Genomic DNA, 22,657 nt, shown 5'->3' with positions numbered 1-22,657 from the left:
GGACTCTTGACGGGGACTCCCCGCTCGGCGCATTGTCCCTGAACGGAACATTTGGGGGACATTGACGCCATGGCTGTCAGCCGCGGAGCCAAACGCACGCCGGAATGGCGCGAAATGCTGAAACGCAGCCTGATCCGCAGCGGTGCGCTGATCGGCGCGATCGCGCTGTTGCTGGCGACCCTGTTCCTCGCGCTGGCGCTGCTCAGCTATCAGCCGAGCGACCCGTCGATGAACACGGTGGCGGGCGACCATGTGCAGAATATCATGCAGGCGCCCGGCGCCTGGGTCGCGGATTTCCTGCTCTGGCTGCTGGGCGTGCCGGTGGCGCTGGTGCTGCCGCTGATGGCGATCACCGCCCGGCGGCTGTGGGGCGATCAGGACATGAGCGGGTGGAAGGCGCAGTTCGGAAAGTGCCTTGCCGGCATCGTCCTGCTCGGCATCGCGCTGGCGCTGTTCCAGACCAATCCGCTGGTCGGCCTGCCCGCCGGATGGGGCGGCATCATCGCGCTGGTGACGGCGCGGGGCGTCATGAGCCTTGCGGCGCAGGCGCCCGCCGCGCAGGGCTGGATCACCGGAATCCTGATCGTCCTGACGCTGATCGCGGGCCTTGTCCTCTGGTATCGCAGCCTGGCGCTGGAAAAGCCGATCATCGCGTTGCGCCGGCCCTCTCTGCCGCGCCTGGCGCTGCCCCGGCCGGCTTTCGCTCTGGCCGGTCCCGCGCCGGTCGTCGACGCGGATGAAGATGACGAGCCGTTCGAGCGCGTCGCAACCCCGCGCAAGACCGTCACCAACGAGCCCAAGCCGCCGATCAACATCCAGACGCCCAAGCCTGCGCCCGTGCAGCGCTCCATGGCGCCGGTCAGCCAGGACGACCTGTTCGGCAACAGCTCCCTGCCTTCGCCGGACCTGCTCAATCCAACCCCCGCGAGCCAGGGACAGAAGATCGACAAGGCCGCGCTGGAACGCAATGCGCGCCTGCTGGAATCGGTGCTCGACGACTTCCATGTGAAGGGCAATATCGTGGAGGTCCGTCCAGGTCCGGTCGTCACCATGTATGAACTGGAACCAGCGCCCGGCATCAAGGCGAGCCGCGTGATCGCGCTGGCGGACGACATTGCGCGCAACATGTCGGCGCTTTCGGCCCGCGTGGCGACGATTCCGGGCCGCACCGTGATCGGCATCGAACTGCCCAATGCGAACCGGGAGGGCGTGTCCTTCCGCGAACTCATCACCAGCGAGCAGTTCGGACAGGAAGCGACCCTGCCGATCATCCTGGGCAAGAATATCTCGGGCGAGCCGATCATCGCGGATCTTGCGCCCATGCCGCATCTGCTGATCGCGGGTACGACGGGTTCGGGCAAGTCGGTGGGGCTGAACGCGATGATCCTGTCGCTGCTCTACCGCATGACGCCGGACCAGTTGCGGCTGATCATGATCGATCCCAAGATGCTGGAACTGTCGACCTATGACGACATTCCGCATCTGCTCTCGCCGGTCGTGACCGAGCCCGCCAAGGCGATCCGCGCGCTCAAATGGGCGGTGGAGCAGATGGAGGACCGCTATCGCATGATGGCGTCGATCTCCGTCCGCAACCTCGCCAATTATAATGAGAAGGTCCGCGCGGCGAAGGCCAAGGGCAAGCCGCTCGGCCGCCGCGTGCAGACCGGCTACGATCCCGAGACCGGCAAGCCGATCTATGAGGAGGAGCAGCTCGATTTCCAGCCGCTGCCGCAGATCGTGGTGGTGGTCGACGAGCTGGCCGACCTGATGATGACGGCGGGCAAGGAAGTCGAATTCCTGATCCAGCGTCTTGCCCAGAAGGCCCGCGCCGCGGGCATCCACCTGATCCTCGCGACGCAGCGGCCGTCGGTCGACGTCATCACCGGCGTCATCAAGGCCAACCTGCCGACCCGCATCAGCTTCTTCGTCACGTCGAAGATCGACAGCCGCACCATATTGGGCGAACAGGGCGCCGAGCAGCTATTGGGCAAGGGCGACATGCTCTACATGCACGGCGGCAAGGGCCTGATGCGGGTCCACGGTCCCTTCGTGTCGGACGACGAGGTGCGCGTGGTGGCGGATCACTGGCGCGCCCAGGGACAGCCGGATTATATCGCCGCCGTCACCGAGGAGCCGGAGGAGGGCAGCTTCGCGCTCGACGGTGTCGACCTGGGCGACGACAGCCCGGACGCGCAGCTTTTCCGCAAGGCGTGCCAACTCGTCTTCGAAAATCAGAAGGCGTCGACAAGCTGGCTCCAGAGGCAATTGCGCATCGGCTATAACAGCGCCGCCCGGCTGATCGAGCAGATGGAGGAGCAGGGGCTGGTGGGTCCGCCCAACCATGTCGGCCGCCGCGAAGTGCTGCGCGACGAGAATGGCAATCCGCTCTGATCCGGTCGGCGTGAAAAATTTTCATTTGGGCTGATGCCAAAAAACCACTGCCCATTTCGCTCTGAAACGGGTTTTTGCGTGGATTGCTGGGTCATCGCCGTGCGGCAAAACCCCGGTGGCGCCGGGAAAAACCCCTGATTTCCAAGGCTGATTGCGTTTCATGCAATCGTCCTTCGGTTCTTCGCATTTGCCGGGAAACGCGATCTGGGCGAAGAAGGCCCTGCCTTTCAGGCATCCTCTCCTAAAAACTTTCAGGCTGGTCTTCGGATCGGCCTTTTTTTTGTCTTCGCGCCCGGCTAAGCAGAGGCCGCTCACCGCAGCGCCTAAAAAATAAATCGGGAGAGGGGCCGCCGGAAAGACCGGCACTGGCGAAGCGGGAGCAGAGGGGGATTGAGCGACCATGTTGCTCTCCCCCTTCCCGTTTTCATTTCGTGACATGATGGCGAAGGCCAGGGAATGGCCCATTCAAGATCTTCCTTTTCCCTTGAAGGAGAAGGATAGGAAGCCCTGGCGACGAAGGAGCCTGGGCTGATTGGGATGAGGGGGAGTGCCGCGCGATCCGTTGGATCGCAACCCCCTCACCCAGCTACGACTAGGGCAGCAAGCTGCCAAGTCTGCGCAGCCCTCTCCCTCGAGGGAGAGGGATAAAGTGGGTGTCCGATTCCCAACCACCCGCATATTCTTCGGGCTGAGCGTTGAAGCGGACAATCCATTCGTTGCATGACAGGAACGAATGGGTTCACAGCGGGTTCAAGCCCTGCCACCTACATTTCTCATCCTGAACAACCGGAGATGATTGCATGAAGCGCATCCTTGCGCCCCACAGCCTGACGCTGGCCGCCCTGGCGATCGCTGCCGCGCCCTTTGCGGTGCCGGCGATGCCGGCCGCCGCGCAGGCCGACCAGTCGGACCTGTCGAAGGTCAATGCCTATATCCGCGCCGTTACCACCATGACCGCCGATTTCGCCCAGACGGACCGCAACGGCCAGACGCTGACCGGCCAGCTTACCCTCAAGCAGCCGGGCAAGATCCGTTTTCAGTATCAGAAGGGCGTGCCTTTGCTGATCGTGGGCGACGGCAAGGCGTTGACCATGATCGATTATGAGGTGCGACAGGTGCAGCGCTGGCCGATCGGCAATTCGCCGCTGGGGGCGTTGATCGATCCGTCCAAGGACCTGTCGAAGTTCGGCAAGGTGATCCAGACGGGCGATCCCAGCGTGCTGTCCGTCCAGGCCCGCGACCCCAAACGGCCCGAATATGGCACGATCACCATGATCTTCAAACGCGATGCGGGCAGCCCGGCGGGCTTGCAGCTCTATGGTTGGGTGGCGCTGGATTCGCAGAACAACCGGACGGCGGTGAAGCTCAGCAACCAGCGTTATGGCGTGCCCGTGGCGGATTCCGCCTTCCGCTGGACCGACCCGCGGCCCAAGGGGCGCGCGTCGGGCGGTTAAGCGGGCCCCAGGTGCGACGGGCCGAAAACTTTTCAGACCCGTTCATCTGAGGCTCATATCCCGAGCCCTAAAAGGAACTCCACGGCGCGAGACGGAACCGGGATTTCCCCCCTGTTACCCGGAACCCCGCTCCCGCCGCAAAGCGCTTCAAGGGCGCGATCGAGGCCCCCGTTCCATGCCCCCGGAGCGGGGGCCTTTTCGGTGCGATCCGACATTTAGAGCATCGCGCAGAAAAGTGGGAAGCGGTTTTGCGCTTCAAACGATGCGACAACGAAAACTGAGAGCGCGTGACCAGCGTCCGATTTAACGCAGCGCGCTATAGCTCATGCGGGCCTCCGAAGCGGGATTTTATCCGCTTCGGCGCTCACGGACATGAAGTGCGCTGCGTTCCGATGCTCGAACATCCCATTTTCGGCTCCACCTGAACTGAACGTCGAACGGCGCCAACGCTGTTCCGTCTGCCGGGACATTCGCCGCCCTTGCGCGGGGCGGCGGAGGGTCTTAGTGGATCAGCCATGCCTCAGACACTCAGCATCGCTTCCTGGAATATCAATAGCGTTCGTGCCCGGCTCGATATTGTCGAGCGCTTTCTGACGGAGGAATCGCCCGACATATTGTGTCTGCAGGAAACCAAGGTGGTGAACGATACCTTCCCGGCCGGGCTGTTCCGGCAACGGGGCTATAATCATCAGGTGCTGAACGGACAGCCGATGCACCATGGCGTGGCCATCCTGTCGAAGATCCCGATCCGGGAGGACGACCGGCTCGACTGGCAGGCCAATGGGGAGGCGCGCCATGTCGGCGTGCGACTGGACAATGGCGTCCGGATCGAGAATGTCTATGTGCCCGCCGGCGGGGATGTGCCCGATCGGGAGGTCAATCCGAAATTCGGACAGAAGCTCGATTTCCTGGAGCGCATGATCCAATGGTCCTCCACGCTGGAGGACAAGCCGACCATCCTGACCGGCGATTTCAACATCGCGCCGATGGAATGCGATGTATGGAGCCATAAGCAACTCCTCAATGTCGTCAGCCATACGGCGATCGAGTGCGAGATTCTGGCGCGCCTGCAGGAATCGAACGACTGGGTCGACATCGGCCGCAAATTCTATCCCGCGCCGCAGCGGCTCTATACCTGGTGGAGCTATCGCGCCCGCGACTGGGCGGAATCGGATCGCGGACGGCGGCTCGACCATATGTGGATGACGCAGGACGTCGCGGAAAAGGCCGTCAGCCACCGCGTGGTGGAACCGATCCGCGGCTGGTCGCGCCCGTCCGACCATGTGCCGATCATCACGGAGTTCGCCTTCTGATGAGCGCCCGCGCCGCCGCCCGCGCCATCGACGCGCTACGCCGGGGCTGGCCGGTGCGCGTGCAGGCCGCCGACGGCGCCGTGCGGCTGATGGCCGTGGAGGGGGCCGATGCCGTGACGCTTGCCGGCTTCGATCCGGGCGCAGGGGCTGACATATTGATCTCCGCGGCGCGGGCGCAGACGCTGAAGCTCGCCAACCAGCTGGCGGCGGCCGATCCCGACATGCCGGTGCTGGTGGCGCGGGCGCCGTGGATCGACGTCGATGTGGCGACCGCGATCTCCGACCCGGTGCTGGACCTTGCCTCGCCGCTCAAAGGGCCGTTCATGGCGAAGCCGCTGGCGGCGCCCTCAGCGGCCAAGGCGGCGCTGCGGCTGGCGCGGCTGGCGGGCATATTGCCGGCCTATTTCGTGACGGCGGAAGGCGACAGCGAGGCGGAGGTCAGCGCCGCCGACATCGACGCCTATGACGATGCCGTGCATCTGGCCATCGCCACGCGCGCCCGCCTGCCCGTGTCGGCCAGCGAGACGGCGGAGATCGTCGCCTTCCGCAGTCCCGACGAACCGCGCGAGCATGTCGCGCTGATCGTGGGCCAGCGCGATTCCTCGCCCCCCGTGATCCGGCTGCACAGCGAATGCCTGACCGGCGATGTGCTGGGGTCGCTGAAATGCGATTGCGGGCCGCAACTGCATCAGGCGCTGCACCAGATCGCGGATTCGAACTGGGGCATATTGCTCTATTTGCGGCAGGAAGGGCGCGGCATCGGCCTTGTCAACAAGCTGCGCGCTTATGCCTTGCAGGATCAGGGGTTCGACACGGTCGACGCCAATGTCCGGCTGGGCTTCGCCATCGATGCGCGCGACTTTTCCGTGGCGGCGCGGATGCTGGACCTGCTGGGCGTGGACGAGGTGCGGTTGCTCACCAATAATCCGAACAAGGTGACGGGGCTTGAAGCCGCCGGGATCAGGGTGGCGGAACGGCTGCCGATCATCCTGCCTTCCAATCCGCATAATGAGCGCTATCTCGCCACCAAGCGGGACCGGACAGGGCATCAGTTGTGAGCGCCATCCGCGTCGATGCGGGCGCGGGGCGTCTTTTCTTCGGTGACTTGGACATGCCCTGCACCATCGGGCGCGGCGGCGTCTGTGCAGCGGCGGACAAGCGGGAGGGGGATGGCTGCACGCCGTTGGGCATCTGGCCGGTCCGGGGCGTGTTGCTGCGGCCGGGCAAGGCGGCGGCGGCGGCGGGCATCCGCCTGCCGTGGCGCTGGGTGCGGGAAGGGGATGGCTGGTCCGATGATCCGGCCGATCCGGCCTATAACCGGCCCGTGCATCTGCCGCGGGCCTTTTCAGCGGAAAATCTGCTGCGGGACGATGATGCCTATGATGTGATCGTCGTGCTGGGGCACAATGACTCGCCGCCGGTGCCTGGGCGGGGGAGCGCGATCTTCTTCCATCTTTCCGAAGGTCGTCCTACGGCGGGGTGCGTGGCGGTGGAGCGGGCGGATATGCTGCGCCTGTTGCCGTTGCTGGCGCCGGGCGATGTGATGGAGATCGTCTGAAGGTTCGTCCTTCCGCGAAGGCGGGGATGACGAGGTGGTCGGGGGAGGCGGGTCTTCCTAAGCCCGCTCCAGTTCCGCCACCTCACCGCCTGCCGCTTCCAGCAGCCGCCGTTCCAGCGTCTGCAGCCGCGCCCTGCTCTCGATCTTCCCGGCCAGCAGGTCGGTGACGTAGAAGGTATCCACCGCCCGCTCGCCATAGGTGGCGACATGGGCGCTGTGCACCGTCACCTTCGACTGGAACAGCGCGTTGGCGAGGCTGAACAGCAGCGCCGGGCGATCCCGCGCATTCACCTCGATCACGGTGAAGCGGTTCGACGCCTTGTTGTCGATCAGCACATTGGGTTCGATGCGGAAGGCCTCCGCGCGGGTGCGGGGCAGGGGGCGCGCCTCCAGCTTGGTGATCATGCGGTGGCGGTTGGCGAGCGAATCCTCGATCGCCTTGCGGATGCGCGTCAATTGGTCGGGGCTGTGGAAGGCGCCGCCCAGCGGGTCCTGCACCAGGAAATTGTCGATGGCGACGCCGTCCCGGGTCGTATGGATGCGCGCGTCGATGATGTTGCCGCCCGCCAGATGGATGGCGCCCGCGATCCGGTAGAACAGCCCCGGATGGTCGGCGGCATAGACCGTCACCAGCGTCGCGCCGCGCTGCGGATAATATTGCGCGGCGATGGAGAGCGGGGAATCGCCCGCCTCCAATATATGCTGCGCATTGTGGATGAGGATGTCCTCCGGCTCCGCGATCCAGTAGCTTTCCGGCAGCCGCTTGCGCAGCTTCTCGAAATCGGCTTCGGACAGGCCCAGCGCCTGGCGCAGCGCCTGCTGCTTGGCGGTGACGCGTTCGCTGCGGCCCTTCTGCTTGTGGCCGAGGCGCAGCACTTCTTCGGCCGCCTCATAGAGGTCGCCCAGCAATTGCCGTTTCCAGCTGTTCCAGACGCCGGGTCCGACGGCGCGGATGTCGACCACGGTCAGGCACAGCAACAACCGCAATCGTTCCGGACTCTGCACCACGTCGACGAAATCGAGGATCGTCTTGTAATCGGCCAGGTCGCGCTTGAAGGCGGTGGCCGACATCAGCAGATGGTGCAGCACCAGCCAGGACACGGTCTCCGTCTCCGCCGGTGTCAGGCCCAGGCGCGGGCAGAGATGGTCCGCCACTTCCGCGCCCAATATGCTGTGGTCGCCGCCGCGCCCCTTGGCGATGTCGTGCAGCAGCACCGCGACATAGAGGACGCGGCGCGACAGCAGCTTGCCCATCAGGTCCGCCGCCAGCGGATGATCCTGGCTCAGTTCGCCCTTTTCGATCCGCGCCAGCAGGCCGACGGCGCGGATCGTATGCTCGTCCACCGTATAATGGTGGTACATGTCGAACTGCATCTGCGCCACGACGCGGCGGAAATCGGGGATGAAGCGGCCGAAGACCGTGGACTCATTCATCCAGCGCAGCACGGTTTCCGGGTCGCGGGGGCTGGTCAGCACCTCCATGAAAGCGGCGTTGGCGCGGGGATCGCGGCGCACCTTTGCAGTGATCAGGCTGGCGTCGCGGCTGGCGGCGCGCATGGCGCTGGGATGGATGGCGAGGCCATGCCTGTCGGCGAGCGCGAAGATTTCCAGCAAGCGGACCGGATCGTCCTGGAAGAAATGATCGTTGGGCAGCGCCAGCCGCCCGCGATCCAGCACGAAGCCGTCCAGCTTCTTCGGGCGGCGGAAGAAGCTGGGGATATAGCGACGCCCACGCTCCGCCATCTGGTCGTCCAGATGCGCGAGGAACACGGCGGTCAGGTCGCCCACCGTCTTCGCGTTCAGGAAATAATAGCGCATGAAGCGCTCCACCCCCGACCGCCCGGCGCGTCCGGTGAAATGCATGCGGGTCGCGGTTTCGAGTTGCAGGTCGAAGGTCAGCCGGTCCTCCGCCCGCCCTGTGATCATGTGCAAATGGCAGCGCACCGCCCAGAGGAAATCCTCCGCCTTCTGGAACTGGCGCAGTTCGGTTTCGGTCAGCAGGCCGACATCGACCAGTTCCGCCACCGATTTCACCCGGTTCACATATTTGCCGATCCAGAACAGCGTGTGCAGGTCGCGCAGGCCGCCCTTGCCCTCCTTCACATTGGGTTCGACGACATAGCGGCTGTCGCCCATGCGCTTGTGCCGTTCGTCCCGTTCCTCCAGCTTTTCGGTGACGAAGGCGCGGGCTGTGCCCTGCATCACATCGGCGTCGAAACGGGCGCTGATCTCCTCATACAGGGCGCGGTCGCCCCAGATGTAGCGCGCCTCCAGCAGGGCGGTGCGCACGGTCAGGTCCGCCTTCGCCATGCGGATCGTCTCATCGATGGAACGGCTGCTATGGCCAACCTTCAGCCCCAGATCCCACAGCGAATAGAGCATGGATTCGATGACCTGCTCGGTCCAGCCGGTGGGCTTCCACGGGGTGATGAAGCCGATGTCGACATCGCTGTGCGGCGCCATCTCGCCCCGGCCATAGCCGCCGACCGCGATCAGCACGATCCGCTCGCCGGTGCTGCGGTTGCCCGCCGGGTAGAGGTGATGGGTTGTCGCGTCGTAGAGCAGGCGCAGGATCTGGTCGATCAGGAAGGCAAAGGCTGTCACGGCCTCCCGCCCTCGGGTCGGCCTCTGGCTGAGGCGGCGGGCGACATCCTCCCGCCCGGCGTCCAGCGCGTCCTTCAGTTCCTTCACGATCAGGCCGCGCAGCTTGATCTGGTCGCCCCGATGCTCCTGCGCCAGGGCGGCGATGCGGTCGGAAATGGCGCGCCGGTCGATGATCGCGCGCCTGGACCCCAATTTCGGAAACTGCATGACCATAAGGCTTATCTAGTCTTCCTGACCGGCTGCTGCCAGTTGCTTGAGCCGGTAGAGTTGGTCCAGCGCCTCCCGGGGCGAGAGCGCGTCGGCGTCGATGCCATCCAGCGCGGCGCGCAGGGGATCGACTTTTTCCTCCACCTGAGCCGTGGCTGCGGCGAAGAGGGGTAGGTCGTCCAGCCCCGCCGCGATGCCGCCGGTCTTCGCCTTGCCCGCTTCAAGGCGGGAGAGGACGTCCTTGGCGCGCTTCAGGACGGCGGGTGGAAGCCCGGCCAGCCGCGCCACCGCCAGGCCATAGCTGCGGTCCGCAGGGCCCTCCGCCACCTCGTGCAGCAGGACCAGATCGCCCTTCCATTCCCGCGCACGGACATGGTGGAGCGAGAGCGAGGCAAGGGTTTCCGCCAGCCGGGTCAGCTCATGATAATGGGTCGCGAACAGGCAGCGGCAGCGATTGACCTCATGCACCGCCTCCACCACCGCCCATGCCAGCGCCAACCCGTCATAGGTCGACGTGCCGCGTCCGACTTCATCGAGGATGACGAAGCTGCGCTCGGTCGCCTGGGCGAGGATGGCGGCGGTTTCGACCATCTCGACCATGAAGGTGGAGCGGCCCTTGGCCAGATTGTCCGAGGCGCCGACGCGGCTGAACAGCCGGTCGACCAGCGTCAGGGTCGCGGACGCGGCGGGCACATAGGCGCCTGCCTGCGCAAGGATCACGATGATCGCATTCTGCCGCAGGAAGGTGGATTTACCGCCCATATTGGGTCCGGTGACGAGCCACAGCCGGTCCCCGGCCGACAGCCGGCAATCATTGGCGACGAAGGGCTGGCCATCGCGGCGCAGCGCGTCCTCGACCACCGGATGACGGCCGCCGACGATTTCCAGGCAGGGGCCTTCGCCATCCTGCGCGACGAAATGGGGCCGTTGCCAGCCGCCCTCCGCGGCGCGTTCCGCCAGCGCCGCCGCCACGTCGAGCCGAGCAAGGGCATCGGCGGCGCGCGCGATCTCCGCCTTGCGGGCGAGGGTGGCTTCGACAAGGTCTTCCAGATGCGCGGCTTCGGCCACCAGCGCATGGGCCCCGGCCTGCGCCACGCGGCTCGCCTGTTCGTGCAGGTCGACCGAATTGAAGCGCACCACCCCGGCCAGCGTCTGTCGATGGGTGAAGCCGCTGTCGGGCTGCATCAACTGGTCGGCGGCGCGGGCGGGCACCTCGACATGATAGCCGAGCACGCCATTATGCCGGATCTTGAGCGAGGCGATGCCGGTCTGCTCGCGATATTTCGCCTCCAGCGCGGCGATGGCGCGGCGGCCGTCCCCGGCGAGGCGGCGCAGCTCGTCCAGCGCGGCGTCATAGCCGTCCGCGATATAGCCGCCATTGGCGGTCTCGGTCGGCGGGCTGGGGACGAGGGCGCGGGACAGGCTGTCGACCAGCGCGCCATGGCCGTCAAGCGAGGGAAGGAGTTGCGCCAGCAGCAAGGGCTGGTCGGGCAGGCGGCCCAGCCGCTCCCGCAACAGCCGCGCCTCGCCAAGCCCGTCGCGCAATTGGCCAAGATCGCGGGGGCTTCCCCGACCTATCGCCAGACGGCCCAAGGCGCGGCCGATGTCGGGCAGGGCCCTCAGCGCCACGCGCAACTGGTCGCGCAGCATGCTGTCGTCATGGAACAGTTGCACCAGCCCCAGCCGCGCTTCGATCCCGGCCTGGTCCATCAGCGGCGCGGACAGGTCCTGCGCCAGCAGGCGCGCGCCCGCGCCCGTGACGGTCCGGTCGACCGCGCCCAGCAGGCTGCCCGCCCGCGTGCCGCTCATGGTGGCGGTGATCTCCAGGCTCTCGCGCGTCGCGGCGTCGATGGCGACGTGCCCGCCGCTGGTTTTCCGCATCGGCGGGGCGAGGAAGGGCAGGGTGCCCTTGCCCGCATGGTCGAGATAGCCGAGCAGGCCGCCCATCGCCGCCAGTTCGGCGCGGCCGAACTGGCCGAATCCGTCCAGCGTGGCGACGCCGAAAATGCGCTTCAGCGCCGCTTCGGCCCGGCTGCTGGAAAAGGCGGCGCGGTCGAAGGAGTGGGAGTCCGGCAGTTCCAGATCCAGCCCGTCCGGCAGCACGATCTCGCTCGGTCGCAGGCGCGCCAGTTCGGCGGGCAGATCGGCCGCCCGCAGGGTCAGCGTCTCGAACCGCCCGGTCGAAATGTCGGCGGCGGCCAGCCCATATTCGCCCGCTTCCTCGCCTCCGACCCGCGCCAGCGCGACCAGCATATTGTCGCGCCGGCTGTCGAGCAGCGTCTCCTCGGTCAGCGTGCCCGCCGTCACGTAACGGACGATGGCGCGGGCGACGAGGGACTTGGACCCGCGCGCCTTGGCCTCGGCGGGGGTTTCGGTCTGCTCGGCGATGGCGACGCGATGGCCCGCCTTGATCAGCCGCGCCAGATAGGATTCCGCGCTGTGCACCGGCACGCCGCACATCGGGATCGGCGCGCCGCCATGCTCGCCCCGGCTGGTGAGCGCGATGTCCAGCGTCGCCGCCGCCGCCTTCGCATCCTCGAAGAACAGCTCGAAAAAATCGCCCATGCGGTAGAAGAGCAGGCAATCCTGCGCCTCCGCCTTCAGCGCAAGATATTGCGCCATCATAGGCGTCGCCTGTTGCGTGGATGTGTCGATCGTTCGCGCCATGGCACAGCGGATAGCGTGAAGCCCGGCCTCATGCCAGTGCTGCAAGAAACAGCAGGAAAATTGCGCTTCTCGCACTTGCCCACAAGATATTCTTACCGCTAGGGCGGTCGGCATTCAGCCCATGCGGGCCTGCAAAGCGCGATTTTCTGCGCTTCGGTGCGCACATACTTGCGTATGCTGCGCTCCGATGCTCGAAAATCACCCTTTTCGGCTCCGCCTGAACTGGATGCCGGAGCGCCCTATGGGGCGAGCTTATTGTTTCAAACAAGGGGTGGGTGCAGCCATGACCGACAAGTCGAATGTGGAATTTTCAGAGCGCGAGGCGCTGTTCTTCCACTCGACCGGCCGCCCCGGCAAGATCGAGATCATCGCGTCGAAGCCGATGGCGACCCAGCGCGACCTTTCGCTCGCCTATTCGCCCGGCGTCGCGGTGCCGGTGCGCGCCATCGCGGAAGACCCGGCGACCGCCTATGATTACACCGCCAAGGGCAATCTGGTCGCGGTGATCTCCAACGGCACGGCGATCCTGGGCCTGGGCAATCTGGGCGCGCTGGCGTCCAAGCCGGTGATGGAAGGCAAGTCGGTTCTCTTCAAGCGCTTCGCCGACGTCGATTCCATCGACATCGAACTCAAGACCGAGGATGTCGACAAGTTCATCGACGCCGTCGAGCTGATGGAGCCGACCTTCGGCGGCATCAACCTGGAGGACATCAAGGCCCCGGAATGCTTCATCATCGAACAGACGCTGAAGGAGCGGATGAACATTCCGGTCTTCCATGACGACCAGCACGGCACGGCGATCATCGCGGCGGCGGGCGTCATCAATGCGGCGATGCTGACCGGCCGCGAGATGAAGGACATGAAGGTGGTGGTGAACGGCGCTGGCGCGGCGTCCATCTCCTGCACCGAACTGATCAAGGCGCTGGGCGTCCAGCATGACAATGTCATCATGTGCGACAGCAAGGGCGTGATCTATCAGGGCCGCACCGAGGGCATGAACCAGTGGAAGTCGGCCCATGCGGTGAAGACCGACGCCCGCACCCTGGCCGAAGCGGTGAAGGGCGCGGACGTATTCCTGGGCCTCTCCGTCGCCGGGGCGATGACGCAGGACATGGTGAAGTCGATGGCCGACAAGCCGATCATCTTCGCCATGGCGAACCCCGACCCGGAAATCGCGCCGCCCGACGCCAAGGCGGTGCGCCCCGACGCCATCGTCGCCACCGGCCGGTCGGACTATCCCAACCAGGTCAACAATGTGCTGGGCTTCCCCTTCATCTTCCGCGGCGCGCTCGACGTGCGGGCGACCGGCATCAACGAGCCGATGAAGCTGGCCGCCGCCAAGGCGATCGCGGAACTGGCGCGCGAACAGGTGCCGGAGGAAGTGGCCAAGGCCTATGGCCGTTCGCACAGCTTCGGCCCGGATTACATCATCCCCGCGCCCTTCGACCCGCGCCTGATGGAAGTCGTGCCCTCCGCCGTCGCGCAGGCGGCGATGGAGACCGGCGTCGCGCAGAAGCCGATTGCGGACATGGCGGCCTATCGCCAGTCGTTGAAGGCCCGGCTCAATCCGACCACCTCGGTCCTCACCACCGCCTATGAAGTGGCGAAGGCCAATCCCAAGCGCGTCGTCTTTGCCGAAGCGGAAGAAGAAGTGGTGCTGCGCGCGGCGATCCAGTTCCGCACGCTGGGCTATGGCATCCCCGTGCTGGTCGGTCGCGGCCATGTCTATGACAAGCTCAAGGAACTGGGCGTGCAGGACCCGGAAAGCTTCGAACTGCACAACAGCGTCAACTCGCCGCTGGTGCCGGAGATGGTCGACACGCTCTACAAGCGGCTCCAGCGCCGGGGCTATCTGCGCCGCGACTGCGAGCGGATGGTCAATCGCGACCGCAACATCTTCGGCTCGCTGCTGGTGAAGATGGGTCATGCCGATGCGATGATCACCGGCATGACCCGACCCTTCGCCCAGACGCTGCGCGAAGTGAAGCGGGTGATGGACCCGGCGGCGGACCGCACCCCCTTCGGCATCCATGTGCTGGTGACGAAGGACAAGACGGTGTTCCTGGCCGACACCACGGTCAATGAGCGCCCCTCGGCGCAGGAACTGGCGGACATCGCGGAAGGCACGGTGGCGGTCGCCCGCCGCATGGGCCACGACCCGCGCGTCGCCTTCCTGTCCTATTCCAATTTCGGCAACCCGCCGGGCAGCTTCCTCGACAATGTGCGCGATGCGATTAAGGCGCTGGAAGAGCGGAATGTCGACTTCGAATTTGAAGGCGAAATGACCGTCGACGCGGCGCTCAACCCCACGGTGATGAAGAATTACCCCTTCAGCCGCCTGTCCGGCCCGGCCAATATCCTGGTGATGCCGGGGCTTCAGTCGGCCAATATCTCAGCCAAGCTGCTGCGCGAACTGGGCGGCGCGACCATGATCGGGCCGATGCTGGTCGGCATGGACAAGTCGGTGCAGATCGCCACCATGGCGTCCAACGCTTCGGAACTGCTGACGCTGGCGGTGCTGGCTTCGGCGGGTGTGGCGATCTGACGGAAGTGCGGGTGTGAGCGACTGGCCGGAGATGGCCAATTCAAGACATTCCCCTCCCGTAAACGGGAGGGGTTAGGGGTGGGCGCGAGCGTAGCGAGCTTCTGACTTAGCCGTTGCAAAACAGCGCAGGTGCCGCGCCAGCCCACCTCCTAACCCCCTCCCGCCTGCGGGAGGGGGAATGTCCGCCTTCCACCCTAGATCGCGCGCCCTTTCCAGTCGGCCAGATCGTCCGGCTGGTCGATGTCGAAGCCCAGACCGCGCCGGACGACCGGCGAGAACATCAAACCAAGCCGTTCCGCTTCCGCCCTGTGCGCCGCGAAACTGCCCTGGCCATAATGGAACTGGAAATCCGCCGCTCGTGGCAGAGGCAAGGACAATGCATTGGTTCCCCGCCCATGGACATCGGGCGCGGCCGCAATGCCGGAGGCGTCCAGCAGCGCCGCCACATCCGCTGCCTCGACCAGCGGCAGGTCGGCCGAGAGGAACAGCATCCGCTCGACTCCTGCTCCCAATGCCGCATCGCGGGCGCTCGTCACGGCAGGGTTAAGGCCGCCGCCCGGATCATCGAGCAAGCCTATGCTCTCCGGCAGTCCATGCCGCGACGGCCCCAGCAGCCGCAGCCTTTCCATCCCGACCACTTCCGCCGCAGCCCCCACCGTGCGGTGCAGCATCTCCGCCACCAGATTGCGCCGTCCGGTTTCGTCCAAAACAGGCGCCAGCCGCGTCTTGCAGGCGGCGGGCGCCTTGACCGGGATGACGATCCAGCAGTTCATGACCGTCAACCGGCGATCCGTTCGGCCAGATCCAGCGCCGCCCGCGCCACCCGGGCGCGGTCGTCCAGCGTCTTCATCAGCGTGTCGGTGACGGCGTGGGGAATGTCCAAACCCTCGCTCCCGTCGCGGACGTCGACCAGCAGCGCGTCGATGACGCCTTCATAATGGGCGGCAATGGCCTGGTTGGTGACGCCCAGTCCCAACTCGCCCATCAGCTTGGCGGTCGGTCCCTTAACCGCCTGCCCGCCGACGATCGGTGACACTGCGACGACAGGGGCGCTCGCCGCCGCCAGAGCCTCCCGCATTCCGGGCACCGCCAGAATCGGGTCGACGCTCAGCCAGGGATTGGACGGCGCGATCACTATGGCGCGGGTTGCGGGATCGCTGATCGCCTCGATCGCGCCGGGGGCAGGATGCGCTTGCTCCGCGCCCTCGAAGCGGATCGCCCGGACCGCCGGGACGCAGCGCTGCTCGACGAAATAGCGCTGGAAGGGGAGGTCGCCCGCATCGGTGGAGACATGGGTGGCCACGGCATCGTCGCTCATCGGCAATATCTTGAGGCCAAGGTCCCAGGCCGTCGCAAAACGGGCCGTCACCGCGCTCAACGCTTTGCCCGACGCCAGCATATGCGACCGCAGCACATGCAGCGCCATGTCGCCGTCGCCCAGCAGGAACCAGTCCTCGCCGTCCAGCGATTTGAGCGCGCCCATGAAGCTCCATGTCTCACCCTCGCGGCCCCAGCCCTGCGCGGCATTGGCCCTGCCCGACAGGGTATAGAGCAGCGTGTCGATGTCGGGAGAGATCGCCAGCCCGAGATGACGGAAATCGTCCCCCGTGTTGACGATGGCGGTGATGTCCTCCGGCGGGCAGACCTGCATCAGCCCCAGCACCAGCTTCGCGCCGCCGACGCCCCCGGTCAGAACGACGATGCGGCCGCTCACCGGAACAGATCCTCTTCCAGCGGGCGGACCAGCGCGCCCGCGCCTGCATCTCCTTCGGGCAGGGCCACGCCGCGCAGCAGGGCGGCGGGCACGCTTTCCGCGCCCTCGCCCGTCACCAGCGTCGCGGCGGTGGCGATCTGGTCGGCCAGCGCGATCTGCGTCACCTCCAGCCGCCGTCCGTCCCGATCCTCTTCGCCGCGGCGGTCGACCAGCGCGGGCAATCCCGCCGCGCCGATTGCGACGCCCACCACGCCGTGGCGCCATGGCCGCCCGAAACTGTCGGAAACGACGATGCCGATCTCGGCCGCCTCGGGCCCCGCCAGCGCCGCCAGCAGGCCGCGCGCCGATCCGTCGGGATCGAGCGGCAGCAGCAATGCGCGATCTTCCTCCCCCGGCCCGATATTGGACCGGTCGATGCCGCCGTTCGCCATCACATGGCCCAGCCGGTGGCGGGTGATCAGCACATGGGGCGCCGCGCGCACCACGCTGCTGCTTTCGCGCAGCACCAGTTCGACCAGCCGGGGGTCCTTGCGCGTCGTGGCCGCCAGCTCCAGCGCCTGCGCGCCCGGCTCGACGCTGTCCAGCGCGACCATCCGTCCTTCCGCCTTGGACAGGATCTTCTGCGTCACGACCAGCACATCGCCGGTCTGGAGCGGCCACAGGCCCGCCTTCGCCAGACTGTCGCGCAGCACGGCCGCCAGATCGTCGCCGGCCCGGATTTCAGGAATATCGCATAGCGGATGAATCGAGATCATGCCGTGCTGTAGCGTGCAATTGCCGGTTAAGGTAGCATTGCGATTTCCCGGAAAAGGAAACTCATGAGCTTATCAGCGGGATTCGCTTGCCATGCCCCGGCCGAGTCTGGAAGAGAGGCGACGATGAAGATCAGTGACGATATGTTTTCCCTTCAGGGCGCTCGCGCATGAGCGAGGCCATTGCCTTCGACAGCGGCACTTTCCGCCGTGTGCTGGGGCATTATCCCACGGGCGTCTGCGTCGTGACGGCGGTGGAGGACGATCATGCGCCCACCGGCATGGTCGTCGGTTCCTTCACCTCCGTTTCGCTCGATCCGCCGCTGGTCGCCTTTTTCCCTGCCAAGAATTCGCTGAGCTGGCCGCGGATCGAAAGGGCGGGGAAATTCTGCGTCAACATCCTCGCCAGCGACCAGAAGCCGCTTTGCCAGCAATTTTCGGCCAAGGGCGCGAACGACAAGTTCGCCGGGGTGACGCATCGCGTCTCCGCCAATGGCTCCCCGATCCTGGATGGGGTGGTGGCCTGGATCGACTGCCGGCTCGAAGCGGTGCATGAAGCGGGCGACCATTATATCGTGCTGGGCCGGGTCATCGCGCTGGAGGTGGAAACGCCGGGCAAGCCGCTGCTCTTCTTCCAGGGCGGCTATGGCGAATTCGCTCATCTGAGCTGATCCTGTCGATCAGCGTTGTGCGGGGGAACACTGGGCCGGCCCCCGGCGCGCCATGTTCCTGCGCAGGACCATGGCCGGCCCTATGGAAGCGCATATCCGCTTTCCATCCCCCCATTGCCGCCGCTGAATCGCATCTCCCCGCGACCCGGAGGGGATCTCCGAAAACCCGCGAAAAATCATGGCCGTTACGGCATGGCGAGGGTATAGCCTGCCGGGCAGGCGGATAGGCGCGCCGAAGACGCGCCGCGAATGAGGAGATGCCGTTTTGAGCGCGATCGAGCGTTTTCCCAATCTGGTGACCATGTTCTTCGCCCGCGCCAAGGCGATGGGGGACACGCCCTTCCTCTGGCGCAAGGTGGCTGGCCAATGGAAGTCGCTGAGCTGGACCGAAGTCGCCCATGACGTCGCCGCACTGGCCAGCGCATTGCAGGCGCAGGGATTGAGGCCCGGCGATCCGGTGATGCTGGTCAGCGAGAACCGGCCGGAATTCTGCATCGCGGACCTTGCCATCATGGCCGCGGGCTGCGTCACCGTGCCGACCTACACCACCAACACCACGCGCGATCACCAGCATATCCTGACCGACAGCGGCGCCCGGGCCGTCATCGTCTCCACCGCCAGGCTGGCGCAGAACCTGATGCCAGCCGTGCTGCGGTCGCAGGCGAGCTTCGTCATCGGCATGGAGCCGTTGCGCGGCATGCAGGGTCATGTCGCCTGCCATTTGTGGAGCGACCTGATCGCCCATTATCCCACCGACATCGATGCCTGCGCCGCCGGCCAGACGGCGAAGCGCGACGATCTGGCCTGCATCATCTACACCAGCGGCACCGGCGGCGCGCCGCGTGGGGTGATGCAGCATCATGGCGCCATCCTCTGCAATATCGAGGGGGCGGACAAGTTGCTGGAGGAGGATTTCGGCCGGGACGAAGAGGTGTTCCTGTCCTTCCTGCCGCTGTCCCACGCCTATGAACATAGCGGCGGCCAGTTCCTGCCGATCATGGCGGCGGGGCAGATCTATTATGCCGAAGGGCTGGAAAAACTCGCCAGCAATATCGAGGAGGCGCGGCCGACGATCATGGTCGTCGTCCCCCGCCTGTTCGAAGTGCTGCGCGCCCGCATCATCAAGTCGGTCGAGAAGCAGGGCAAATTCCCCACCTATCTGCTGGGCCAGGCGCTGCGCATCGCGGCCAGGGAACAGCGCGGGCAAAAATCGCTGCTCGACCTGCCGATGAAGGCGCTGCTGGCGCGCACGCTGAAGCCGAAGATCGCGGCGCGCTTCGGCGGGCGGATGAAGGCGCTGGTGTCGGGCGGGGCGCCGCTCAATCCGGATGTCGGCCTGTTCTTCGACGCGATGGGGCTGACGCTGCTCCAGGGTTATGGCCAGACCGAGGCGGGGCCGGTGATCAGTTGCAACCGCCCCCGCGCCGGGATCGCGATGGACACGGTCGGCCCGCCGCTCGACGGGGTGGAGGTGCGGATCGCGGAGGATGGCGAGATTCTCGTGCGCGGCGAACTGGTGATGCACGGCTATTGGCGCAATCCCGCGGAAACGGAGAAGGCGCTGCAAAATGGCTGGCTCCACACGGGCGACATCGGGGAGATCGATGAAAAGGGCCGCATCCGCATCACCGACCGCAAGAAGGACCTGATCGTCAACGACAAGGGCGACAATGTCTCGCCGCAGAAGGTGGAGGGCATGCTGACGCTCCAGCCGGAGATCGGGCAGGCGATGGTCTATGGCGACCGCCGCCCGCATCTGGTGGGTCTGCTGGTGCCCGATGCCGAATGGACGCGGGAATGGGCGCAGGCGCAGGGACGGAAGGTTGAAGGGATCGCGGCCGATGCCGCCTATCAGGCGGCGCTGCGCGCGGCGGTCGACCGGGTGAATGACGACCTGTCCGTGATCGAACGGGTGCGGCGGTTCATCCTGGCGGATGAGCCCTTCACCATCGACAATAGCGAGATGACGCCGTCGATGAAGATCCGCCGCCACGTCATCCGCGCCCGCTATCAGGAACGGCTCGACGCGCTGTACAAGGGGTGAAGCCTGGCTGATCCTGTTCCTGCCTTTGCGGGACCAGGACGCCATAAGGAAGCAACCCTATTTCGACGGCGCGCGATAGGGGATGAAGTCACCCAGCGCGCAATTTCCCGTCACCATGCCGGTCATCAGGTCGGCGCTGGTCAACTGGTCCCCCCGGCAATATTGCGATCCCCAGGTCCTGATGATCAGCGTGTCGCCGCGCGACAGCCCGGAACAACTGCCGATCAGGTCGTTGCGGTAGACCAGCCGCCGGCTGACCCGGTAGAGCAGGACGCTGTTGCTGATGGCCGTCAGATTGGACTGGGATTCCCGATTGACGCAGCTCGTCCTTTCGCCCGGCACCTTGCCCGCCAGGGCCCGTTCCAGCTCGCTCGTCTGTTTTTCGGTCAGCCTGGGCGGCTCATAGCTGTCCGAACATCCGGCCAGCAGCAGCGGGGCCAGGCACAGGCTGGAACGCAACATCCATGGACGCATGGCATCTCTCCTCAATCGTCCCGCTTTCAGGACGACAAAGCAGCGCGAAAACCGTCACGCCGCATCCTTTGCCGCGCGCCGTTCGGCCAGTTGCGCGACATCGCGGGCGCGCATGAAGACATTGGTTGCGCGTTCCTGCCCGATGCTGGTCGGCACCGTGGCCTCTCCCCGCGAACGCGCCGCGTCGACATCCCCCATGCGGGCGCGCAAGGCGGCGTTGTCCGGCTCCACCGTCAGGGCGAAGCGGCCGTTCGACTGCGTATATTCATGCGCGCAATAGACGGCCGTATCGTCGGGCAGGGCGGCGAAGCGCTGCATATTGGCGAACATCTGCGCCGCCGTTCCCTCGAACAGCCGGCCGCAACCCATGGCGAACAGCGTGTCCCCGACGAAGATCAGGCGGTCGTCGGCCAGATGATAGGCGATATGCCCGGCGGTATGGGCTGGCACCTCCAGCACGGTGGCCTGATGGGCGCCGATGCGGACGCTGTCGCCCTCCCGCACCGTGCGGTCCAGCGTGCCGATCTTCTCCGCCTCCGCCGCCGGGCCGGTGATGATGCAGCCCGTCGCCGCCTTGATCGCCGCATTGCCGCCGACATGGTCGCCATGCCAGTGGGTGTTCCAGATCTGGCCGATGGTCCAACCCCTCTGCCGGGCCGCTTCCAGCACCGGCTCCGCCACGGCGGGATCGACGGCCACAGTCTCCCCGCTGGCGTCGTCATGCAGCAGCCAGACATAATTGTCGCTGAGAACGGGTATGCGGACGACCTCCAGCATGGCCTACCAGGCTCCCACATTGGGCATCGATGCCCAGGGTTCGGCCGGATCAAGATGTCCGTCCTGCAACAGTTCGATGGAGATATTGTCCGGCGTCCGCACGAAGGCCATGTGACCGTCGCGCGGCGGCCGGTTGATGGTGACGCCCGCGTCCATCAGCCGCTGGCAGGTTTCGTAGATATTCTCGACCCGATAGGCGAGATGCCCGAAATTGCGTCCGCCGCCATAGACCTCCGGCGGCGTCCCGTCCTCCGCGGGCCAGTTGTAGGTCAGTTCGACCTGCGCCTCTTCATCGCCGGGCGCGGCGAGGAAGACCAGCGTGAACCGCCCCTGCGCATTGTCGATGCGCTTCTGCTCCTCCAGGCCAAGCAGGCGGAAGAAGTCGACGGTGCGGTCGATGTCGGTCACGCGGATCATCGTGTGCAGATATTTGGGCAAGAAATCACTCCATTCGTCGCCATAAAGCAACGGTTCATCTCTGAAGACCTAAGACGCTTCCAAGATAAGATGCGTCGGGCTTCGACGGAAGAGGGAGGCAGGCATGGCCTTAACTTATCATGACAAGCTTTTCATGGGATGCGCGGCCGTTCTGGCGCTTGGCATGGTCGGCGGCGGCTATCTGCTGGGCGACGGGCTCAAGCGGGCGAAGGCGGCGGACCGATCCGTCACCGTGCGCGGACTCGCGGAAAGGGATGTGACCGCGGACCTCGCCACCTGGTCGATCAGCTATTCCGCCACCGGTTTCGCCCTGCCCGCTGTCCGGGCGGAGATCGACAATAACACCCGCGAACTGCGCGCCTATTTCGCCGGCCTCGGCTTCAGGCCGGATGCGCTGACCGCCACCGGCGCCGGGGTCAACCAATATATCAACAATGGCGTCAACACGATCACCATCACCCAGCGGATGTTGCTGCGCACCACCGACATTCCCCGCGCCCAGCGCGCCGTGGCGCAGCAATTCGACCTGGTCCGGCGGGGCGTCACGCTGCAGGAGGGGTCGGGCATGCGCTACAGTTTCACAAGGCTCAACGACGTGAAGCCCCGGATGGTCGCCGCCGCAACCAGGGATGCCCGCGCCGCCGCCGAGCAGTTCGCCCGCGACAGCGGCGCCAGCGTCGGCGGCATCAAGAGCGCGACGCAAGGCTATTTCTCGATCGAACCGCGTGATGGCGAAGCCGACGGGTCGAGCGACACACCCTATAAGAAGGTGCGCGTCGTCACGACCGTCGACTTTTACCTCAAATAGCCATCAATCCTTGTCGTCGCCGATGATCGCACCGGCAGCGCCGCCGATCACAGCGCCCTCCACCGTGCCAAGGCCGGTGGCGGAGCCCACCACGGCGCCGCCCGCGCCGCCGATCAGCCCGCCGCGCGTCGCGCCATGCGAACAGGCGGTCAGCGCCAGCGCGCCCGCCGCCAGCAGGCCCAGCGCCGCGAACCTTCCATGACGATCCGGCATCCTCATGTTCCTTATCCCTTCGCGTCC

19 protein-coding genes are annotated in these 22,657 nt (G+C 65.9%); 9 read left to right on the top strand and 10 right to left on the bottom strand.

What is annotated here, in order from left to right; genetic code table 11:
- The first annotated feature begins 69 nt into the window (after window positions 1-69).
- Window positions 70-2,391, top strand: coding sequence for an FtsK/SpoIIIE family DNA translocase (locus K7W03_RS02620; protein WP_025549602.1), 2,322 nt, complete (start codon window positions 70-72; stop codon window positions 2,389-2,391).
- Window positions 2,392-2,412: 21 nt separating this feature from the next.
- On the opposite strand, the gene K7W03_RS02615 is transcribed toward K7W03_RS02620, so the two are convergent.
- Complete coding sequence (locus K7W03_RS02615) at window positions 2,413-2,856, bottom strand: hypothetical protein (protein WP_222885484.1); 444 nt, start codon at window positions 2,854-2,856, stop codon at window positions 2,413-2,415.
- 335 nt (window positions 2,857-3,191) lie between these two features.
- Between K7W03_RS02615 and K7W03_RS02610 the strand changes: the two genes are divergently transcribed.
- From K7W03_RS02610 to K7W03_RS02595, 4 genes are all read left to right on the top strand, one after another.
- Complete coding sequence (locus K7W03_RS02610) at window positions 3,192-3,845, top strand: LolA family protein (protein WP_044660573.1); 654 nt, start codon at window positions 3,192-3,194, stop codon at window positions 3,843-3,845.
- Window positions 3,846-4,360: 515 nt separating this feature from the next.
- Complete coding sequence (xth, locus tag K7W03_RS02605) at window positions 4,361-5,158, top strand: exodeoxyribonuclease III (RefSeq protein WP_044660572.1); 798 nt, start codon at window positions 4,361-4,363, stop codon at window positions 5,156-5,158.
- Window positions 5,158-6,216 carry a GTP cyclohydrolase II gene (ribA, locus tag K7W03_RS02600; protein ID WP_025551736.1) on the top strand — a complete coding sequence of 353 codons (1,059 nt, stop codon included), beginning with the start codon at window positions 5,158-5,160 and terminating at the stop codon, window positions 6,214-6,216. The genes xth and ribA overlap by 1 nt, the downstream gene beginning before the upstream one ends.
- Entirely contained in the window at window positions 6,213-6,716 is a 504-nt protein-coding gene (locus K7W03_RS02595) for a L,D-transpeptidase family protein (protein WP_222885483.1), read from the top strand. The genes ribA and K7W03_RS02595 overlap by 4 nt, the downstream gene beginning before the upstream one ends.
- 57 nt (window positions 6,717-6,773) lie before the next feature.
- On the opposite strand, the gene K7W03_RS02590 is transcribed toward K7W03_RS02595, so the two are convergent.
- Together K7W03_RS02590 and mutS are read right to left on the bottom strand one after the other, a co-directional pair.
- The gene (locus K7W03_RS02590; RefSeq protein WP_222885482.1) at window positions 6,774-9,533 is read right to left on the bottom strand and encodes a [protein-PII] uridylyltransferase; all 2,760 of its coding nucleotides are present in this window, start codon (window positions 9,531-9,533) and stop codon (window positions 6,774-6,776) included.
- Between the two features lie 9 nt (window positions 9,534-9,542).
- Window positions 9,543-12,194 (bottom strand): DNA mismatch repair protein MutS, encoded by a 2,652-nt coding sequence (mutS, locus tag K7W03_RS02585; RefSeq protein WP_222885481.1) that lies wholly within the window; start codon window positions 12,192-12,194, stop codon window positions 9,543-9,545.
- 283 nt (window positions 12,195-12,477) lie between these two features.
- On the opposite strand from mutS, the gene K7W03_RS02580 reads away from it, so the two are divergent.
- Window positions 12,478-14,739 (top strand): NADP-dependent malic enzyme, encoded by a 2,262-nt coding sequence (locus K7W03_RS02580; RefSeq protein WP_061934419.1) that lies wholly within the window; start codon window positions 12,478-12,480, stop codon window positions 14,737-14,739.
- Window positions 14,740-14,933: 194 nt separating this feature from the next.
- Here K7W03_RS02580 and cofC read toward each other — a convergent pair whose 3' ends face one another.
- The 3 genes from cofC to cofE are packed head-to-tail and all read right to left on the bottom strand — an operon-like array spanning window position 14,934 to window position 17,208.
- A complete protein-coding gene (gene cofC, locus K7W03_RS02575) occupies window positions 14,934-15,512 on the bottom strand; it encodes a 2-phospho-L-lactate guanylyltransferase (RefSeq protein ID WP_222885526.1) in 579 nt (192 codons plus the stop codon).
- A 5-nt stretch (window positions 15,513-15,517) separates the two neighbouring features.
- Window positions 15,518-16,453: a 2-phospho-L-lactate transferase gene (cofD, locus tag K7W03_RS02570; protein ID WP_222885480.1), complete on the bottom strand. Its 936-nt coding sequence runs from the start codon at window positions 16,451-16,453 to the stop codon at window positions 15,518-15,520.
- Window positions 16,450-17,208, bottom strand: a complete 759-nt coding sequence (gene cofE / locus K7W03_RS02565) for a coenzyme F420-0:L-glutamate ligase (protein ID WP_222885479.1) — start codon at window positions 17,206-17,208, stop codon at window positions 16,450-16,452. The genes cofD and cofE overlap by 4 nt, the downstream gene beginning before the upstream one ends.
- Before the next feature lie 167 nt (window positions 17,209-17,375).
- On the opposite strand from cofE, the gene K7W03_RS02560 reads away from it, so the two are divergent.
- Window positions 17,376-17,876, top strand: a complete 501-nt coding sequence (locus K7W03_RS02560) for a flavin reductase family protein (protein WP_025547976.1) — start codon at window positions 17,376-17,378, stop codon at window positions 17,874-17,876.
- A gap of 265 nt (window positions 17,877-18,141) precedes the next feature.
- Complete coding sequence (locus K7W03_RS02555) at window positions 18,142-19,920, top strand: AMP-dependent synthetase/ligase (RefSeq protein WP_226869646.1); 1,779 nt, start codon at window positions 18,142-18,144, stop codon at window positions 19,918-19,920.
- A 57-nt stretch (window positions 19,921-19,977) separates the two neighbouring features.
- Here the strand turns inward: K7W03_RS02555 and K7W03_RS02550 are convergent, their stop codons facing one another.
- Genes K7W03_RS02550 through K7W03_RS02540 form a run of 3 tightly spaced genes read right to left on the bottom strand, consistent with a single transcriptional unit; the run spans window position 19,978 to window position 21,609 of the window.
- Window positions 19,978-20,394 (bottom strand): hypothetical protein, encoded by a 417-nt coding sequence (locus K7W03_RS02550; RefSeq protein ID WP_048577989.1) that lies wholly within the window; start codon window positions 20,392-20,394, stop codon window positions 19,978-19,980.
- A 54-nt stretch (window positions 20,395-20,448) separates the two neighbouring features.
- Window positions 20,449-21,171 carry a hydroxyacylglutathione hydrolase gene (gene gloB / locus K7W03_RS02545; protein ID WP_061935009.1) on the bottom strand — a complete coding sequence of 241 codons (723 nt, stop codon included), beginning with the start codon at window positions 21,169-21,171 and terminating at the stop codon, window positions 20,449-20,451.
- Window positions 21,172-21,174: 3 nt separating this feature from the next.
- A complete protein-coding gene (locus K7W03_RS02540; protein WP_025547971.1) occupies window positions 21,175-21,609 on the bottom strand; it encodes a VOC family protein in 435 nt (144 codons plus the stop codon).
- A 103-nt stretch (window positions 21,610-21,712) separates the two neighbouring features.
- Here K7W03_RS02540 and K7W03_RS02535 point away from each other — a divergent pair, with 103 nt between their 5' ends.
- The gene (locus tag K7W03_RS02535; protein WP_222885478.1) at window positions 21,713-22,417 is read left to right on the top strand and encodes an SIMPL domain-containing protein; all 705 of its coding nucleotides are present in this window, start codon (window positions 21,713-21,715) and stop codon (window positions 22,415-22,417) included.
- Window positions 22,418-22,420: 3 nt separating this feature from the next.
- Here K7W03_RS02535 and K7W03_RS02530 read toward each other — a convergent pair whose 3' ends face one another.
- Window positions 22,421-22,630, bottom strand: a complete 210-nt coding sequence (locus tag K7W03_RS02530) for a hypothetical protein (protein WP_140042735.1) — start codon at window positions 22,628-22,630, stop codon at window positions 22,421-22,423.
- Between the last annotated feature and the right edge of the window lie 27 nt (window positions 22,631-22,657).

Origin of the sequence: Sphingobium sp. PNB (assembly GCF_019873065.1) — a bacterium.
Classification (GTDB): domain Bacteria; phylum Pseudomonadota; class Alphaproteobacteria; order Sphingomonadales; family Sphingomonadaceae; genus Sphingobium; species Sphingobium fuliginis.
This window is presented reverse-complemented; position numbering and strand designations above follow the sequence as displayed.

What these genes read in the sequence shown, in the direction of transcription:
- K7W03_RS02620 (WP_025549602.1), top strand. Translation starts at nt 70, where the DNA reads ATGGCTGTCAGCCGCGGAGCCAAACGCACGCCGGAATGGCGCGAAATG.
- gloB (WP_061935009.1), bottom strand. Translation starts at nt 21,171, where the DNA reads ATGCTGGAGGTCGTCCGCATACCCGTTCTCAGCGACAATTATGTCTGG.
- K7W03_RS02615 (WP_222885484.1), bottom strand. Translation starts at nt 2,856, where the DNA reads ATGGGCCATTCCCTGGCCTTCGCCATCATGTCACGAAATGAAAACGGG.
- ribA (WP_025551736.1), top strand. Translation starts at nt 5,158, where the DNA reads ATGAGCGCCCGCGCCGCCGCCCGCGCCATCGACGCGCTACGCCGGGGC.
- K7W03_RS02530 (WP_140042735.1), bottom strand. Translation starts at nt 22,630, where the DNA reads ATGCCGGATCGTCATGGAAGGTTCGCGGCGCTGGGCCTGCTGGCGGCG.
- K7W03_RS02610 (WP_044660573.1), top strand. Translation starts at nt 3,192, where the DNA reads ATGAAGCGCATCCTTGCGCCCCACAGCCTGACGCTGGCCGCCCTGGCG.
- K7W03_RS02580 (WP_061934419.1), top strand. Translation starts at nt 12,478, where the DNA reads ATGACCGACAAGTCGAATGTGGAATTTTCAGAGCGCGAGGCGCTGTTC.
- K7W03_RS02590 (WP_222885482.1), bottom strand. Translation starts at nt 9,533, where the DNA reads ATGGTCATGCAGTTTCCGAAATTGGGGTCCAGGCGCGCGATCATCGAC.
- K7W03_RS02535 (WP_222885478.1), top strand. Translation starts at nt 21,713, where the DNA reads ATGGCCTTAACTTATCATGACAAGCTTTTCATGGGATGCGCGGCCGTT.
- mutS (WP_222885481.1), bottom strand. Translation starts at nt 12,194, where the DNA reads ATGGCGCGAACGATCGACACATCCACGCAACAGGCGACGCCTATGATG.
- xth (WP_044660572.1), top strand. Translation starts at nt 4,361, where the DNA reads ATGCCTCAGACACTCAGCATCGCTTCCTGGAATATCAATAGCGTTCGT.
- cofE (WP_222885479.1), bottom strand. Translation starts at nt 17,208, where the DNA reads ATGATCTCGATTCATCCGCTATGCGATATTCCTGAAATCCGGGCCGGC.
- K7W03_RS02560 (WP_025547976.1), top strand. Translation starts at nt 17,376, where the DNA reads ATGAGCGAGGCCATTGCCTTCGACAGCGGCACTTTCCGCCGTGTGCTG.
- K7W03_RS02550 (WP_048577989.1), bottom strand. Translation starts at nt 20,394, where the DNA reads ATGCGTCCATGGATGTTGCGTTCCAGCCTGTGCCTGGCCCCGCTGCTG.
- cofC (WP_222885526.1), bottom strand. Translation starts at nt 15,512, where the DNA reads ATGAACTGCTGGATCGTCATCCCGGTCAAGGCGCCCGCCGCCTGCAAG.